The 15,839-nt window shown below is 55.4% G+C and carries 9 protein-coding genes; 8 read left to right on the top strand and 1 reads right to left on the bottom strand.

What is annotated here, in order from left to right; genetic code table 11:
* Positions 1–482: 482 nt before the first annotated feature.
* The 7 genes from ACFPPD_RS07345 (at position 483) to ACFPPD_RS07315 (ending at position 13,029) form a co-directional block, all read left to right on the top strand.
* Complete coding sequence (locus tag ACFPPD_RS07345; protein ID WP_209750016.1) at positions 483–6,092, top strand: DUF4962 domain-containing protein; 5,610 nt, start codon at positions 483–485, stop codon at positions 6,090–6,092.
* Positions 6,093–6,294: 202 nt separating this feature from the next.
* Positions 6,295–7,860, top strand: coding sequence for an extracellular solute-binding protein (locus ACFPPD_RS07340; protein ID WP_209750017.1), 1,566 nt, complete (start codon positions 6,295–6,297; stop codon positions 7,858–7,860).
* Between the two features lie 71 nt (positions 7,861–7,931).
* Entirely contained in the window at positions 7,932–8,840 is a 909-nt protein-coding gene (locus ACFPPD_RS07335; RefSeq protein WP_378081683.1) for an ABC transporter permease, read from the top strand.
* Positions 8,841–8,855: 15 nt separating this feature from the next.
* Positions 8,856–9,722 (top strand): carbohydrate ABC transporter permease, encoded by an 867-nt coding sequence (locus ACFPPD_RS07330; protein WP_209750018.1) that lies wholly within the window; start codon positions 8,856–8,858, stop codon positions 9,720–9,722.
* 39 nt (positions 9,723–9,761) lie between these two features.
* Entirely contained in the window at positions 9,762–10,793 is a 1,032-nt protein-coding gene (locus ACFPPD_RS07325) for a M14 family zinc carboxypeptidase (RefSeq protein ID WP_209750019.1), read from the top strand.
* Complete coding sequence (locus ACFPPD_RS07320) at positions 10,790–11,983, top strand: glycine C-acetyltransferase (protein WP_209750020.1); 1,194 nt, start codon at positions 10,790–10,792, stop codon at positions 11,981–11,983. The genes ACFPPD_RS07325 and ACFPPD_RS07320 overlap by 4 nt, the downstream gene beginning before the upstream one ends.
* A gap of 11 nt (positions 11,984–11,994) precedes the next feature.
* The gene (locus ACFPPD_RS07315; protein WP_209750021.1) at positions 11,995–13,029 is read left to right on the top strand and encodes an NAD-dependent epimerase/dehydratase family protein; all 1,035 of its coding nucleotides are present in this window, start codon (positions 11,995–11,997) and stop codon (positions 13,027–13,029) included.
* Here ACFPPD_RS07315 and ACFPPD_RS07310 read toward each other — a convergent pair.
* Positions 12,981–13,724, bottom strand: coding sequence for an AraC family transcriptional regulator (locus tag ACFPPD_RS07310; RefSeq protein ID WP_378081686.1), 744 nt, complete (start codon positions 13,722–13,724; stop codon positions 12,981–12,983). The genes ACFPPD_RS07315 and ACFPPD_RS07310 overlap by 49 nt on opposite strands.
* A 274-nt stretch (positions 13,725–13,998) precedes the next feature.
* Here ACFPPD_RS07310 and ACFPPD_RS07305 point away from each other — a divergent pair, with 274 nt between their 5' ends.
* Positions 13,999–15,756, top strand: coding sequence for a DUF4091 domain-containing protein (locus ACFPPD_RS07305; RefSeq protein WP_209750023.1), 1,758 nt, complete (start codon positions 13,999–14,001; stop codon positions 15,754–15,756).
* Positions 15,757–15,839 lie beyond the last annotated feature (83 nt).

Here is a 15,839-nt window from a genome sequence, read left to right as displayed (position 1 = left end):
CACGTACGGATCTGTGAGGGGTAGGGGGCGCAATCCATGATAGGAGAGGCCCCGCCTACTCGACCATTTCGCGGAAAAGATGTAGGGGAAGTTAAGCTGCACCTATTCTCCTCCTGATCGGAAGGGATAAAGGTACATTTTCGCGAAGAGCCGCAGGCAGAAACGGGGATGTCGGATCGGTCGACCCCGAGAGTTACAAGGGACATGGGTATGATTGCTTCATTATGGAAATCCGCCAAAAGTAAAAGGACCGGAGGCAAAGCCTCCGATTTTTCTTAGAGCGGATCATTACATTGTAGCGCATGCGATATGCATTCCTAGGCGTTTTTGCGAAAGGTGGTATTTTTATCAGGAAATCTCAAGGGAGTTGCAGCGGGAACATTTCTGTTGATTTACCGGGTATACAGGTTGCTTTATGATGGTGGCGTTCCCCTGACATTCAATTAATGTAAGCGGATTCAAAGAAAAGGAGCTGATGGTTTGTGTGGATAGGCAGAAAGTCGAAGGCGAATAAAAGTTTGGCCTGGACGATGGCGATCGTGCTGTTGTTCGGAAGTCTCGGCGGATTTCCCTTTGCCCGGCTGCCCGTGGCGGAGGCCGCTCCCGGGTGGCCGGCCTCTTCCTTAACGGGGCTTCAAATGCCCTTCGGTCCGGCGGATTCGCTGGTCACGACGCAGAATCCGCCCGATTTCCACTGGCCCGCGATCGGCGGGGCGGATCAGTACCATCTGCAAGTCAGCCGCAGCAGTACGGTAGCGGAGGTCGTGTATGAGAATGAGGCATTGACGAAGAACTTTTATAATTTCCCGAATGTCTTCGAAGCGGGTACATGGTACTGGCGCGTAAAGTATTACAAGCCTGCGGACGGCTGGTCGGAGTGGAGCCAGATCCGGAAATTCCGTATCGAGGAACAGAACGTTCCGTTCCCCGTCCCTCCCGTCGAAGACATCATGGGCAACGTGACCTCGGATCATCCGCGGATTTGGACGACGGACGGAACGCTGGAGGAATTCAGGAGCTTAGCCATCACCACGACGGGCAAGAAGATTTACGAAGCCAAGCTGAAGTCGGTGAACGACAATTTCGGCAAACAGCTGCCTCCTGAGCCGGACTTTCCCTTCGAACCTTCGGGTTCCCGCGATCAAGCCTACCTGGACGCTTTGACCAAGCTCCGCAGGGAATCCGACGCGGCCGTCAATAAGATGCTGGACGCTGCGTTCGTCTATCTCGTAACCGGCAATCCGGATTACGGAAACGAGGCGAAAAGACGGATGATGGGCATCACTTCGTGGAGTCCGACCGGAGACACGAGGTACGAGATCAACGATCAGGTGCACCGGTATATCGCCCTACAAACCGCCATCGCTTACGACTGGATTTACGACTTGCTGTCGGAGGAAGACAGAGGGAAAGTGCAAACCATGGTTGAGACCAGAACGACCACAATGGTGGACAAGGTCGTCGTCGAGCATCCGATCTGGACGAACCCGTACGACTCGCATGGCTGGACGAATTTCGGTTACATCGGCATTATCGCGACCGCGATGCTTCACGATGTGGATGCCGCCGAAGAATGGTTCCGCGACGTCGTTCCCGCCTATATCAATATCATGCCGCCTTGGGGTGGAGAAGATGGAGGATGGTCGCAGGGGACGGGATATTGGCAATGGTCCTCCTTGTTCGGCAAGGAGTTCACGGACGTGCTGCTCAGCGCCGGCGGGTTCAACCTCTATGACAAAGCCTATTCCCGCAACGAAGGTCTCTATCCGCTCTATGCCTTCCCGCATGGCAGCCCGGGCGGAGTATTCGGAGACGGACATGAAGACTCTCCTAATCGCCCCAGCGTAACCATCTATAACCGGCTGGCTCAGATGTATGCCGATCCCCGGATGCAATGGGCCGCGGAAGCGATCGGGACGGGACCCGGCGACGAGCTCGCCAACTACTTCTACGGGGATGCCGATCTGCCGGCCATGCCGCCGGTGGATTTGCCGGATTCCCGGTGGTTCCAGGACGTGGGATTGGTCGCCATGCATTCCGAGCTGTACGATCCCGACCGCGTCTCGATGTACTTCAAATCGAGTCCGTACGGCAGTTACAACCACAGCCATGCGGACCAGAACAGCTTCGTCGTCAAAGCCTTCGGCGAATCGCTGGCCGTGGAAAGCGGCTTCTATGACGATTACTTCACGGATCATGACAAGAACTACGGCAAGATGACCTTTGCTTCTAACGCGATTACATTCGACGGGAAGCAGGGGCAGCCGATCAACAACATCGACGCGGACGGCCGGATCACGGGCTTCGTCACGCATCCCGATTTCGACGCGACGGGCGGCGACGCAGCTGCTGCTTATATGGGCGCGCTCTCGAAGGCCGACCGGAAAGTCATCTATGTGAGACCGTCGATGTTCGTGGTGATCGATCAACTGGCATCGGCGAATACGGCAGGTGCCGAGTTCGAATGGCGCCTGCACGCCGATGATGAGTTGAATCTCGACACGGACAACGCCGGCGCGACGATCCTGAAGGGGAACGCGGGCTTGAAGGTCCGGCTCCATGCTCCGACCGGCTTGAGGACCACCTTCGAAGACAAGTTCCTGGACCAGAACGGAGTCGAGCGGAAGCCCGGCGGCCGATTCGTGAACGAGGAACAGGAACACGCGGCGTTCATCACGCCCAAGACGACCGCGACGACGATCGTGTCCACTTTGGAAGCCTATAAGCGGGATTCCTCTCCGCAGAACGTGGTGACCGAGAATCACGGCGATTACATGAAGCTTTCGTTCGCCGACGGTTCCGTCGTCTTTGTCCGGCTAACCGGCAGCGGCGAAATCGACGCGGGGAGCATCCGGTTCAACGGAGCCGCCGTGGCCGTCAAGGGCGACACGATGCTGCTGGTGGACGGTACGAAGGCCGTGAAAGATGGCGTCACGGTAATCGAGAGCAGCCAGCCGGCCACGATCGTTTACGGCGGAGACCGGCTCTCCTTGTCAAGTGCCGCGGATACGCAGGTAGCTATCCATGCGCCGGGCATCACGCGCCTTCGCGATGACGAGAGCGGCCTGGACATTCCCCAGGGCGGCGACGCGGTCGAAGGAATGGCATTGCGCGGCGTGCACTGGAACGTTTCGGGCAGCACGCTCCAAGTTCAGGTAGAGAAAAGTCAACGGGCCCTTAAGCTCAATCAGGCTCCGATTCTGCAGCCGATGGATCCCGTGACCCTGCAGACCGAGATCAACGGGGTGTCCGGAACGGTGACTCTGCAGGTGCACGGCGACACGGAAGGAGTGCCGGTCGCTTGGGGCAATCTCGAGAACGAGTCCGGCTTGTACGAGGTGGAGGAAGCGCCGCCCGGATTTATTTTCGCATCGCATGGCAGGCCGCGCAGCGTCTATCTCGAGGCCGACGCTCCCATTATCTTGCGAGGGGAATCCGGGGTCGTGAAGCTGACGAAGATCAGCGCGGACCAACTTTCGGAGACGGTGACGTGGACCGATCCGGACGAGAAGAGGGAAACGACCCCGATGGTCTGGAAGGAAGCGGAAGCGTATGCCTCCGCCGGCGACCCGCCGTTCATCCCGTATATGAGCCGTCCCTTCCTGTCGGGCGGAGTCGGCATTGGGAGCTGGGTGGCGGAAGGCTCGTGGGGCAAATGGCAGCTTAACGTTCCGAAGGCGGGCACCTATGATCTGGTGCTGAAATACGTGTCGGGCTGGGATCTGCCGGCCGGCAAGCGCACGAGCCGGCTTGCCCTGATCGGGGATCGGCCTTACTACTTCGAGACGCCGACGACCGTCGATTGGGGAACTCTGCCCGAGAATTGGAGAGGCGCGCGCATCAAGACGGGCCAGCACATGGAGGCGGGTCCGATCGACATTACGCTGTGGACGGCGCTCGGGCCGATGAACCTGGACTGGATCGGCTTGATCGAAGTCAAGGACGACGAGGAATTGCCTGGCGTTCCGGCGAATGTGCAGCTCGTCTCCCAGACGGACGAAACCGCGACCGTCTCGTGGAGCCCTTCCACCGACAATGCCGGCGTGAAGGAATATGCGGTCTACGCGAACGGCGTCCTGAAGTCGGTCGTGCCGGGCGGCAGCCTGAACGCCACGGTTACCGGCTTGACGACCGGACAGACGTATTCCTTGACCGTAAGGGCCGTGGATACGAGCGACAACCGTTCTGCGGCAAGCTCTGCGGTATCCGTGACGATGCGGGATATGACGGCTCCGTCTTGGGACGAGTCGGACGTCCTGCGGGTCGCGCATTTGTTCCCGAAAGCCGTTAAGCTCGCGTGGGACATCGCCTCGGACAATTCCGGCACGGTTGCTTCCTATACGTTGTATCGGAAGGATCCGGGGGCGGCTGATTTCGTCGAAGTCGCGGAGGTAGCCGGTAACGCCCTTGACGCGGCGGGGCTGACATCGGGAGGAACGTATACCTTCAAGGTGACGGCGACGGATGCGGTCGGCAACGAATCCGCGGAGGGGCCGACGCTCACGCTGACTTTGCCGACAGCGGGTGCCGGCGGCGATTACTATGACGGCTTCGACGATTGGACATTAGGGAAAACGCAAAGCGGCAACAACTGGACGATTACGACGAGGAAATTCGGCGACGTCGAAACCGCGGTCGAGACCGTGTTCTTGCCGGGTACGGACAGCAAAGCGCTGAAGGTGATCGACAATTATTACGTTATGACGGACGAATTCGCGAACAGTCCGATCATCCAGCGGATCACGACGCCCATGAGCGGGAAGGTGACGATCGAAACCCGATTCAAATTCGAGAAGCTGAACCATAACGTCGGGAACTTTGAGATCATGATCGGCGGTTCCGGAACCGACGTGATCCGGTTCACGGGATTCTCCGACGGCACGATAGGCTCCTGGAGGAACAACCAGGCCTTCAAAATTCCGAATTCCAACTTCAAAATTCAGCAAGGACAATGGATGACGCTTCGCTTCGAAGTGGATACGGATAACAAGAAATTCGACATTTCCATGCAGTCGGATGCATTCAAGAACTTAGCCGGGTCGGCGGATTATCCCGCAACCTTGGATAAAGAAACGGGCGAATACAAGATCAGTGGACTGTCATTCTACAACGGCAACACGACGCTGCCGGCTCTGAACTCGTTCGTCTTCCGTCCCAACCGCTTCACCAGCCAATATACGTTCGATTACGTGACGATGTACAAACCGAAGACCGACGCGATCGCTCCGACGACGACGGACGATGCGCCGTCCGGCTGGGCCCGGGAGGACGTCACGGTCACCGTGAGCGCAAGCGACAATGAGGGCGGCTTCGGCGTCGCGTCCACCTCCTACAAGGTCGACGGCGGACCGCGGCAGACCGGAAACACGGTCACCCTGACAACCGACGGAGAGCACGAGATTGCGTATTGGAGCACGGACTTGGCCGGCAATAAGGAAGCTCAGCGAACGGCTGTCGTGAAGATCGATAAGACTTCGCCGGTTACGGTGGCATCCCTCAACCCGGGGGCGCCCGACGGCGACAACGGCTGGTATGTATCGGATGTGGCGTTCACCTTGTCGGCAACGGATGTCGGATCGGGCGTTGCCCTAACGGAGTATCGGGTGAGCGGCGGAGAATGGCTGCCCTATGCCGGACCCGTATCGGATTTCGCGGACGGGACCTACGAGGTCGAATACCGCAGCACGGACGAAGCGGGCAACCCGGAGGAGATTCGGACATTCGAGTTCAAAATCGACCGGACGGCGCCGGTGCTTACGGTTGAATTGGACCGCACGTCCCTCTGGCCGGCGAATCATGAGATGGTCACCGTGAATGCCGAGTTGGATTCGGAAGATGCCACTTCCCGCATCTCGTCGGTCGTGCTGACCTCCATCACGAACAATGAGCCGGACAGCGAAGACGACATTCAAGCCGATATCGGCACGGAGGCCGTTTCCTTCGGGTTGCGAGCCGAAAGATCGGGCGAAGGAACGGGACGCATTTACACCGTCACCTACACGGCAACGGACAACGCGGGCAACCAGACCAGCGTTTCCGTAACGGTCACGGTCCCTCATGACCAATCGGACAATAACGAAACAGAAGAATAGGCGTTTTTGCGAAAGCTGGTATTATTATCAGAAAAGCGTAAAGTAGTTGCAGCTTCGTCAGTTCTGTTGATTTACCGAAGTTTCCTTGATGCCTTATGATCGCGGTATCAAGGGGGCTGCAGCGTTTGAAAGCGAATTCACGAACCTTGATGACAAGCATGCATAGCAGAATCAAAAATCGAAAAGGGACGGTGTGTTGAATTTGTCGCAGAAAAAAAAGATTAGAAACAGAGTTACGGTATTCGCCTTGTTGGCGGCAGTCCTGTTGCTGACGACAGTGCTTGCGGGGTGCTCCGGCAATAATAACGGATCGGAAGCTCAAACCCAATCCGCTTCGCCCAGCACGAGCGCAAGCGCGAGCGCATCGGCGACGGCAGAGTTGCCCGAAGCGGCCACTCTCCGATTGTTGACGGATACTTCCGAAGCTTGGCCCGTCAAGGAAGATTGGGCCGTATGGAAGTGGGTCAAGGAGAAGACGAATATCACGATCAAGCAGGAGACGAAGACGGGTCCGGAATCATTGGCGCTTGCCATCGCTTCCGGAGAAATGCCGGATTTGATGTCCGTATTCCCTCCCGACGCTCAGAAATACGGGCCGGAAGGCGCTTTCCTGGATTTGTCCAAACATCTGGACCAAATGCCCAACCTGAAAGCGTTTCTGGAATCCAGACCGGATGTCGCCGCGCGAATGACGTCTCCCGGGGGAGAAATGTACCATGTGCTTAATGACGGCATGGGAGCGGGCAGTAACACCGTCTTTTTTTACCGGGACGATATTTTCGCGAAGCATTCGCTCCAGGAGCCGAAAACCTGGGATGAGCTGTACGAAACGGCGAAGAAACTGAAGGAGCTGTATCCGGACAGCTATCCGTTCGTTTACCGCCATGGAATCAATACATTGAAATATTTCGGTCCGTCGTTCGGCGTCTATCCGGAATTTTTCGAGGATAAGGATACCGGCAAGATCAAGCACGGAGTGACCGATCCGGGCTTTAAGAAACTGATCGAATATTTGAACAAGTTCCATAAGGAAGGCCTGATTCCGCCGGACTGGCTCTCGATGGACTACAAGGCGTGGACGCAATTCATGACCACGGGCCAATCGTTCATGACGATCCAATTCATCGGACAAATCGAAATCATGAACTCGCAGCTTCAGAACGGCGCTCATTTGAAGTTCATGGCGCCGCCGCTCGGATCCGGCAGCAATGCCTATATCCCGAATGCCAACTTTGAAGAATACGGATTCGCCGTATCCTCCAAAACGAAAAATCTGGATGCCGCGCTGCGTTATCTCGACTTCATCTATTCCGAAGAAGGCAAAGACCTTCTCAGCTGGGGCAAAGAAGGGGAAACGTACACGGTCGCGGACGGCAAACGCAAATTCCTGCCGCAATACAAAGTGCCGAACGATCTTCGCAAGGAGCTGGGAATTTTCACGACGGGCGCATATGGCGTTGCCGATTTCGAAGCTTCGAAATCGCTCAGCAACGAGAATGAGCAATATGCGTTCACCGAAGCCGCTAAATACCAGTTCCCGGTCATCAACGCCCTGCCGCCTCTGACCGCCGAAGAAAAAAGCGCCATTGCCAACACGGAAGAGCAGGTAAGAAAATATTACGAAACGTCCATCGCCAAATTCATCTTGGGCGAAACCCCGATGACGGAATGGGACGCTTTCCTGGCCGAACTCACGAATCTTGGCTCGCAGAAGCTCATTGACGCCTACCAAATCGGATTGGATCGGCTCAAAAATAACATGAAATAAAGAGATCGCGATAGGGTTGGACGACTCCCGAAGACGTTCAGCCCTATCTTCTCGGGAAGGAGAACCGGCATTTGAAGCCATCCATCTTAGGGCAAATGAAGCGCGACCGCATCTTTCTGCTGCTGCTGGCACCCGTGCTGGTCTACTACATCCTGTTCAAGTACGTTCCCATGTTCGGAATCGCGATCTCTTTCATGGACTACAATTTGTTCAAAGGCGTTGCGGGGAGTCCATGGGTGGGTCTGAAATATTATAAGCTGATCATCGAAAACCGCGATGCCTTAGTCATTATCAAAAATACGGTGCTTCTCGGAGGATACAAGCTCCTGTTCGGTTTTCCGGCGCCTATCCTTCTGGCCATTATGCTCAATGAGCTTAGGGGTACGATCTTCAAACGGTTCGTGCAGTCGGTGAGTTACTTGCCTTACTTCCTTTCCACCGTAGTGGTATCGAGCATTATCGTTATGCTGTTGTCCCCTAGCACCGGCTGGCTCAACCATGCCATTCAACGGATGGGATTTCCGGCGATCAACTTCCTGCAGGAATCCGAATGGTTTCGGACGATCTACGTCAGCTCGGAAATCTGGCAGCAGGCGGGTTGGGGCTCCATTATTTTTCTGGCGGCCATTACGACCATCGATCCTCAGTTGTACGAGGCGGCCAAGATGGATGGCGCCGGCAGGATGAAGCAAATCCGGCATGTGACGCTTCCCGGTATCGCGACGACCGTCGTCATCATGTTCATTCTGCAGATCGGCCAAGTTCTGGAAATCGGCTTCGAAAAGGTGTTCTTATTGTCCAACGCGGCGACTTACGACACGTCGGACATTATCTCGACTTACGTCTACCGGGTGGGCATTCTGCAAGGGGGATACAGCTACGGCACGGCTATCGATTTGTTCATGGGAATCATAGGATTCCTGCTCGTATATGCGAGCAACAAGCTCAGCCGCAGATATGGGGAAACAAGTCTATGGTAAAGGAGAACTTGCGGATTGAAAAAGCATACGAGTCTTTTCGATGTCGTTAACATTCTGCTGCTGGGAATTTTCGCTTGCGCCATGCTGTTTCCCTTCGTTCACATGGCAGCGGTTTCGATAAGCTCCGCGGATCACGTGGTCGGAAATCGGATCGGCTTGTGGCCCAAAGGGATCAATTTCGATGCTTATACCGCCGTTTTTCAAGATAGCCGCATTCTGGTCGGCTACAAGAATACTCTCCTATACGTCGTGCTGGGGACCGCGCTCTCGCTGGCGTTCACGACGATGGGAGCCTATTCGTTATCGAGGAGGAACCTCGTCTTCGGCAAAACGTTCATGCTGTTGATCGTGTTCACCATGCTGTTCTCGGGCGGATTGATCCCGACTTACCTCGTGGTGCGCAGCTATCATTTGTTGGATACGATATGGGCCATGGTGCTGCCGGGACTCGTTTCCTCCTGGTACCTGATCATCATGCGCACGTTTTTTCAAGGCATTCCGCGGGATCTCGAGGAGTCCGGCAAAATCGACGGGTTGTCCGATCTGGGCATCCTGCTAAAAATCATCCTCCCCTTGTCGAAGCCCGTAATATTAACGATCTCCTTGTTCTATGCCGTGCAAATATGGAGTAACTTCTTTTACGCGCTTATTTTCATTCGGGATGCCAGCTTATTCCCGCTTCAAGTTATCATTCGGAACATCGTCCTAATCGGTCAATACTCGGATACCACCACGAGTTCCGCCGTCGGCGACAAGAACATCGTATTGGAATCGCTTAAGTACGCGGTGATTCTCGTCGGCACGCTGCCGATCATGCTGGTATATCCATTCATTCAAAAGCATTTTGTCAAAGGCGCTACGATGGGATCGATAAAAGGATAATGGACGGTCCTCATCACTTTCGCGAAGGAGGGACCGCTTTTGGTTGCGCCGTTCTGGAAAAGCAAGCTGTCGGAAATCGAGCAACGCCTGTTGAAGGTTAGCAGGGGAAAAGCAAGGATACTGGCTTCGTCGGCCGGCGGCCGCGACATTCATCTGGCCGAATACGGAGAGAAGATGGACTTCGGCCGGAGAGCCAATTATAACTCGGCTTGCGGCGCGGGAAATCCGGATCACTACGCCCGTAAAGGCGAAGACGCCAAACCCGTTCTGCTTCTCGTCGGAGGCGTTCACGGCGGGGAGCTTGAGGGCATCGCGGCGATTATGAACCTTATTCATCTGCTGGAAACCGGGAAGGATTATCGGGGAAAACGCCACGACTATTTATTGGACAACGCTCATCGATTCCGGTTGCTTCTCATTCCTTGCCTGAATCCCGACGGTCGGTCCAGGCTGCCGGTCGATACCTTGATCGATGTGCCATACGAGAAGTTCGTTTACTTCATGCAAGGCACCTGGAAAGACGGCACGCTCTGTTCGTGGCCCGACTGCAAGGCGGTTCATCCGATCAAGATCGCCTCCGGGTTTCTCGGCTCCTACTTCAACGATGACGGGGTCAATTTCATGCATGATAACTTTTTTAATCCCATGGCGCGCGAGACGGCGGCTCTGCTCGAACTGTCGGAGCTGGAAGCGGTCGATTTCCACGTGTCGCTGCACGGAGGAGCGAATGAGCCGATTCATTTTCCGGCGATCCATTATTTGCCTGCGTCCGTCAAACGGAAGCAGCAAGCGTTCAACGAGAGAATGGAAGCGGCCTGCCGTAGGCGGGGCTTTCCGTTCTCCCTAGTGGATCAAACCGAGACGGACGAAGAGAAGTCCCCGTTTCCGTCTTTCAACTTGACTTCGGCCGTCCATCATACTTGCGGCGGGATGAGCATGACGTTCGAATCCAATATGGGGCTTGACGAGCCGGGAGACAAAATGACGGAGGATGAGATTTTGGATAGCCATTTCGTCTTGTTCGAAGAGATGTTCCGGTTTGCTTTGGCAGAGAGCGAGGAAGCCGAATGACAAGCAAAACGCTGTCCGCTTTTCTGCTGAACCAGCTGAACGAACTGAAGGACCGGGGGCTCTATAACACGATCGACCCGCTGGAAGGTCCGAACGGACCGGTCATCCGCATGAAAGGCCGGGAGTTCGTGAACCTGTCTTCCAACAACTATTTGGGTTTGGCGACGGACAAGAGGCTGGTGGATGCCGCGGTCGAGGCCACGATTCGGTTTGGGGTGGGGAGCGGAGCCGTTCGCACCATTAACGGGACGCTCGCTTTGCACGTCGAGCTGGAGGAAAAATTGGCCGCCTTCAAAGGAACCGAAGCCGCCGTCGCCTTTCAATCGGGCTTTAACTGCAACATGGCGGCGATCTCCGCGGTCATGGGCGAAGGCGATGCCATTCTGTCGGATGAGCTGAATCACGCTTCCATTATCGACGGCTGCCGGTTGACCAAAGCGAAAGTGATCCGTTACCGCCATTCCGACATGGACGACTTGCGGACGAAGGCGAAGGAAGCCAGGGAATCCGGCGCGTTCGGGAAAATCATGGCCATCACGGACGGCGTGTTCTCGATGGACGGCGACGTGGCGAAGCTGCCGGACATCGCGGAGATCGCGGAATCCTATGATTTGATCACCTACGTGGACGACGCGCACGGTTCCGGGGTCCTTGGAGGCGGGGCGGGCACCGTCAAGCATTTCGGGCTTTCCGACCGGATCGATTTTCAGATCGGCACGTTGTCGAAAGCGGTCGGCGCGGTGGGCGGATACGTGGCGGGAACGCGGGAAGTCGTGGATTGGCTCAAAGCGCGAAGCCGTCCCTTCCTCTTCTCGACCGCGTTGCCGCCGGGAACGGTCGCGGCTTGCATAGAGGCGATCGGCATCCTGCAAGAAAGCAAGCAGCTGCAGGATCGGCTCTGGGAGAACGCCGCATATTTGCGGAGAGGACTTCAGGCGCTTGGCTTCTCGACGGGCCACACCGCAACGCCGATTACGCCTTGCATGATCGGAGACGAGGAAAAAACCCAACGCTTCAGCGCGAGATTGTACGAGGAAGGCGTATACGCGAAAGCCATCGTCTTCCCGACCGTGCCGAAGGGGACCGGAAGAGTCCGGAATATGCCCACGGCCGAACATACGACGAAGATGCTGGACCGCGCGCTCGCTGCCTACGGGAAAGCGGGCTGGGAGCTCGGCTTGATTCGATAGGAGGAAAAAACATGAGGCGGATTCTCGTGACCGGCGCGCTCGGCCAGATCGGGCGAGATTTGACGGACCGGCTGCGAGGGCTTTACGGACATGATGCGGTGATGGCGACAGATATCCGGAACGATCAAAGCGAGACGGCGATGTCCGGACCGTTCCGGCCGGTTGACGTTACCGACGGACTTGCGCTCTATGAAGCGGCCAAAGACCACCGTGCCGATGCGATCATCCATCTTGCGGCCCTGTTGTCCGCGACGGCGGAATCGAAGCCCATGCTCGCATGGCGGTTGAACATGGGAGGACAACTGAACGCGTTGGAAGCCTCAAGATCGCTGGGCTGCCAACTCTTTACGCCGAGCTCGATCGCCGCCTTCGGACCGGGCGCGCCCAAAAAAGATACGCCCCAAGATACGCTGCAACGCCCTTCCACCATGTACGGCATCAGTAAAGTATCCGGGGAGCTGCTCTGCGATTACTTTTTTCATAAATACGGAATCGACACGAGGGGACTTCGCTTCCCCGGATTGATCTCGCACGCCGCTCCTCCGGGAGGCGGGACGACCGACTTCGCCGTGGACATGTACGTCAGCGCCGTCAAATCCGGCAAATACGCGTCGTATATCGGCAAAGGAACCTTTCTCGACATGATGTATATGCCGGATGCGGTCGAGTCGGTGATCAAGCTCATGGAAGCGGACGCATCCCGGCTTAAGCATCGAAACGCCTTTAACGTTACGGCTATGAGCGTCGATCCGGAAGCGATCGCGTCCAGCATCCGCAGGCACGTGCCGGATTTCGAGCTTCAATATCGCATCGACCCCCTTCGGCAGGCCATCGCGGACGGGTGGCCGGACGCGATCGACGCGTCGGCGGCGCGAGAAGAATGGGGTTTCAACGCGGCATACGATCTGGATAAGATGACGGACGATATGCTGTCGAGCCTTTCCGGCAAGCCGTTATATGGCGATAATGGGGCGATTTTGCTATCGAGCCACGCGGGTCAAGATTGCCGGCCAAGGTCCGACAAGTATTCGGACGGGGTTTTATGATAATGTTTTTTGAACATCCGGCTGAAGTAGAGCTGATCTTCGAAGCCCACCATGTTTGCGATCTGCTGGATATTCAAGCTGGTGTGCTTCATGAGCTCTCGGGACCTCTGCAGCCGGAATCGAATAATGTACCGGTTCGGGGTGGTGGCAGTTAAGCGTTTGAATAAGGCGGTATACCGATCCGTGCTGAGATGCGAAATTTCGGCAAGCCGGTTCACGTAAATCTCTTCTGCGTAGTGTTGATGAATATATTTGATGGATTCATAGATTTCATTTCGAACGTGACCGCCCTTTGCGTTAACCTCCCGGTCCAGCTGCCGGGAAATGAGGGAAAACAGGTAGGAAAGATGCGAGGAGGAGGCCAACTCATAGCCGGCTTGCTTGTCGCGCAATTCGTCCATCATCTCTCCGAAGAGAGAAACGATCCGATCATCGAAACCTGCAAAAAAAGCGTTATTCTCCAGAAGCCCCACTTGATTCAGAAGCTCCTCCACGCCATATCCGGTAAAATGAACCCAGTAAGCCAAATATTCCTTTTCCAAGCGATGGCCGTATAGCTGCTCTTCGAAAGGCCGATACCAGAAAAAACTCCCGGGCCGCAGAACGTGCTCCCGTCCTTTGAGGTAGACTGTCATAGGTCCCGAAAGGTTGTAGGAAAGATAAAAATCCTTACGACCCGCTTTTCGGTGCGTCATTCGGAAAAAAGCCTCGAACTGATAGAACCCCGCCGAATTGAGGATCAAATGATGGCTTGGATCGCTGCAGCCCTGATCATCGTCGTCCGGCACCCGATAGAAACTCGAAAATTTCATACCCCTCACCTTTACGTTGGCATGCTTCAAACAGCTTGATTAAATCGTAGCACAAATGCGCGAAAAATCCATATTCCCGCGGATAAAAGATATACGAAAGCAAACCGACCGAAGACTATACTGAAGAGGAAGAATGACAAATTTTAGAGGTGATCGTATGAATGTAGCCGTAGGACTGGAGCATGAAAGCTATAAGTACGTTTTTGGCGCCTATCACAAATTCTCGGTGCCGTTTGACGAGCAAAAGGAAATTTCCCTCATCTGCGCGAGGAACGATCGGGCCGCGGTGCAGCTCCTCGTGTACGCCGATGAAGAAATGCTCGTATCCGTGAACGGGGAGACTTGTTTCCATGAGCGCGGCCCCATCGACATTGTCCGCGTGGAAGTCGAAGTACCGGGACTGAAGAACGGCCGGATCAAAGCGAGCCTGATCGGGCTCGTCGAGGACGATGACCGGCAATGGAAATCGGACATGATCTTGCAGCAGCCTTACGTATACGTAGAGAGAAGAAAAGCTCAGCCGGTTTGGATCGAAGCCGAGCTCGGGTCCGATGTCGAGCCCGGCGTATATTTTCCGAAAATTCACGTATACCGGCACCGAATGTTCGAGGATGAGACGTTGGTTCGGACGCTGACCTTCGAAATGAAAGTGTTGGACGTCGTGTTAACCGATCCGGCGGAGTATTCGTTTTATCTGGATTTGTGGCAGCACAGCTCCAATATCGCCCGTAAATACGACGTGGAGCTTTGGAGCGATCCGCATTTCGCGATTCTGGAAAACTACGTTTCCTCGCTGGCCGATCTCGGGCAAAAAGCCTCCGCCGTCGTCGTGTCCGAGATTCCCTGGTCGGGGCAAGCTTCCTGTTACGATCGGATCGATCCCGCGAATTTGTTCGAATATAACATCGTCAACGTGACGCATCACGGGAATGACGAATGGACGTACGACTTCCGATCCTTGAACCGATATGTAGAGCTATGCATGAAATACGGAATCGATCGGGAAATCGAAGTGTTCGGGTTGCTCAATATTTGGGTGCTCGAGGACGCGGGTTACGGCGGGGTGATCCAAGACCATGGCGATGCCGTCCGGATCCGGTACTACGACGAAAGCAGCCGGACCTACAAGTACATAAGGGAAAAACGGCAGCTGGAGCGCTACGTCGGCGCGCTGGAGAAGAACTTCGCCGAACGGGGATGGGCGGACAAAGTCCGGATCGTGGCGGATGAACCGGCGGACATCGGAATATTCAGGAACCGCTTGAAATTGTTGCAAGAGATGGCGCCGTCCTTCCAATACAAGGTCGCGATCAACCATGCCGCATTTATCGAAGAGGAAGGGCTCCTGGATCATGTGCCCGGCGTGGATTGCGTCGTCCAAGAATTCGATCGGCTTCAGGCCCTGATGCGTGATAAGCAAGGGAAAACATTGTATTACGTCGCTTGCGAGAACGCGTATCCTAACACCTTCATAAGCTCTCATCTATTGGAAAGCAGGCTCATTCCCTGGCTGGCGTGGTTATGGAATTTGGACGGATTTTTGCGTTGGAATTATACGGTCTGGCCGAACGATCCGTTGAAACGGATTTCCTATCATTTCCCGCTTTTTCCGGCAGGCGATACGAATTTCGTATATCCGGGCAGAGACGGGAAGCCGATGCTGACTCTCCGTTACAAGCTGCTACGAAAAGGGATCCGCGATTTCGAAATCATGAAAAGCTATGTCCGTCGGGGCGGAGATGCGGAGAAGCTCGCGCAGCGCATGCGCAAAGTGTTTTTATGGACGGACGCGAAGGAATTGCACCGGAACGCAAGGAGGAAAAGAGAAGAACTGTTTTCGCTCGATGACCGGGACTACGAAGACATCATAGGAGAAATCCTGTCGGAAATGGCGATTTTCGAACGGAACGCATAGCGGGTTCGGTATGAAAACAATCGAACCAAAACAAAGACGGCATGGAACCGACTTATATTTTCGAAAGAAGAATCGTTGAATAA

This window comes from Cohnella suwonensis (assembly GCF_042655365.1).
In the GTDB taxonomy this organism is placed as follows: domain Bacteria; phylum Bacillota; class Bacilli; order Paenibacillales; family Paenibacillaceae; genus Cohnella; species Cohnella suwonensis.
The sequence above is the reverse complement of the archived record's forward strand: the minus strand, read 5'-3'. Positions and strand labels throughout refer to the sequence as shown.

Coding starts and splice junctions, on each gene's coding strand:
- ACFPPD_RS07305 (WP_209750023.1), top strand. CDS start 13,999: ATGAATGTAGCCGTAGGACTGGAGCATGAAAGCTATAAGTACGTTTTT.
- ACFPPD_RS07315 (WP_209750021.1), top strand. CDS start 11,995: ATGAGGCGGATTCTCGTGACCGGCGCGCTCGGCCAGATCGGGCGAGAT.
- ACFPPD_RS07320 (WP_209750020.1), top strand. CDS start 10,790: ATGACAAGCAAAACGCTGTCCGCTTTTCTGCTGAACCAGCTGAACGAA.
- ACFPPD_RS07310 (WP_378081686.1), bottom strand. CDS start 13,724: ATGACGCACCGAAAAGCGGGTCGTAAGGATTTTTATCTTTCCTACAAC.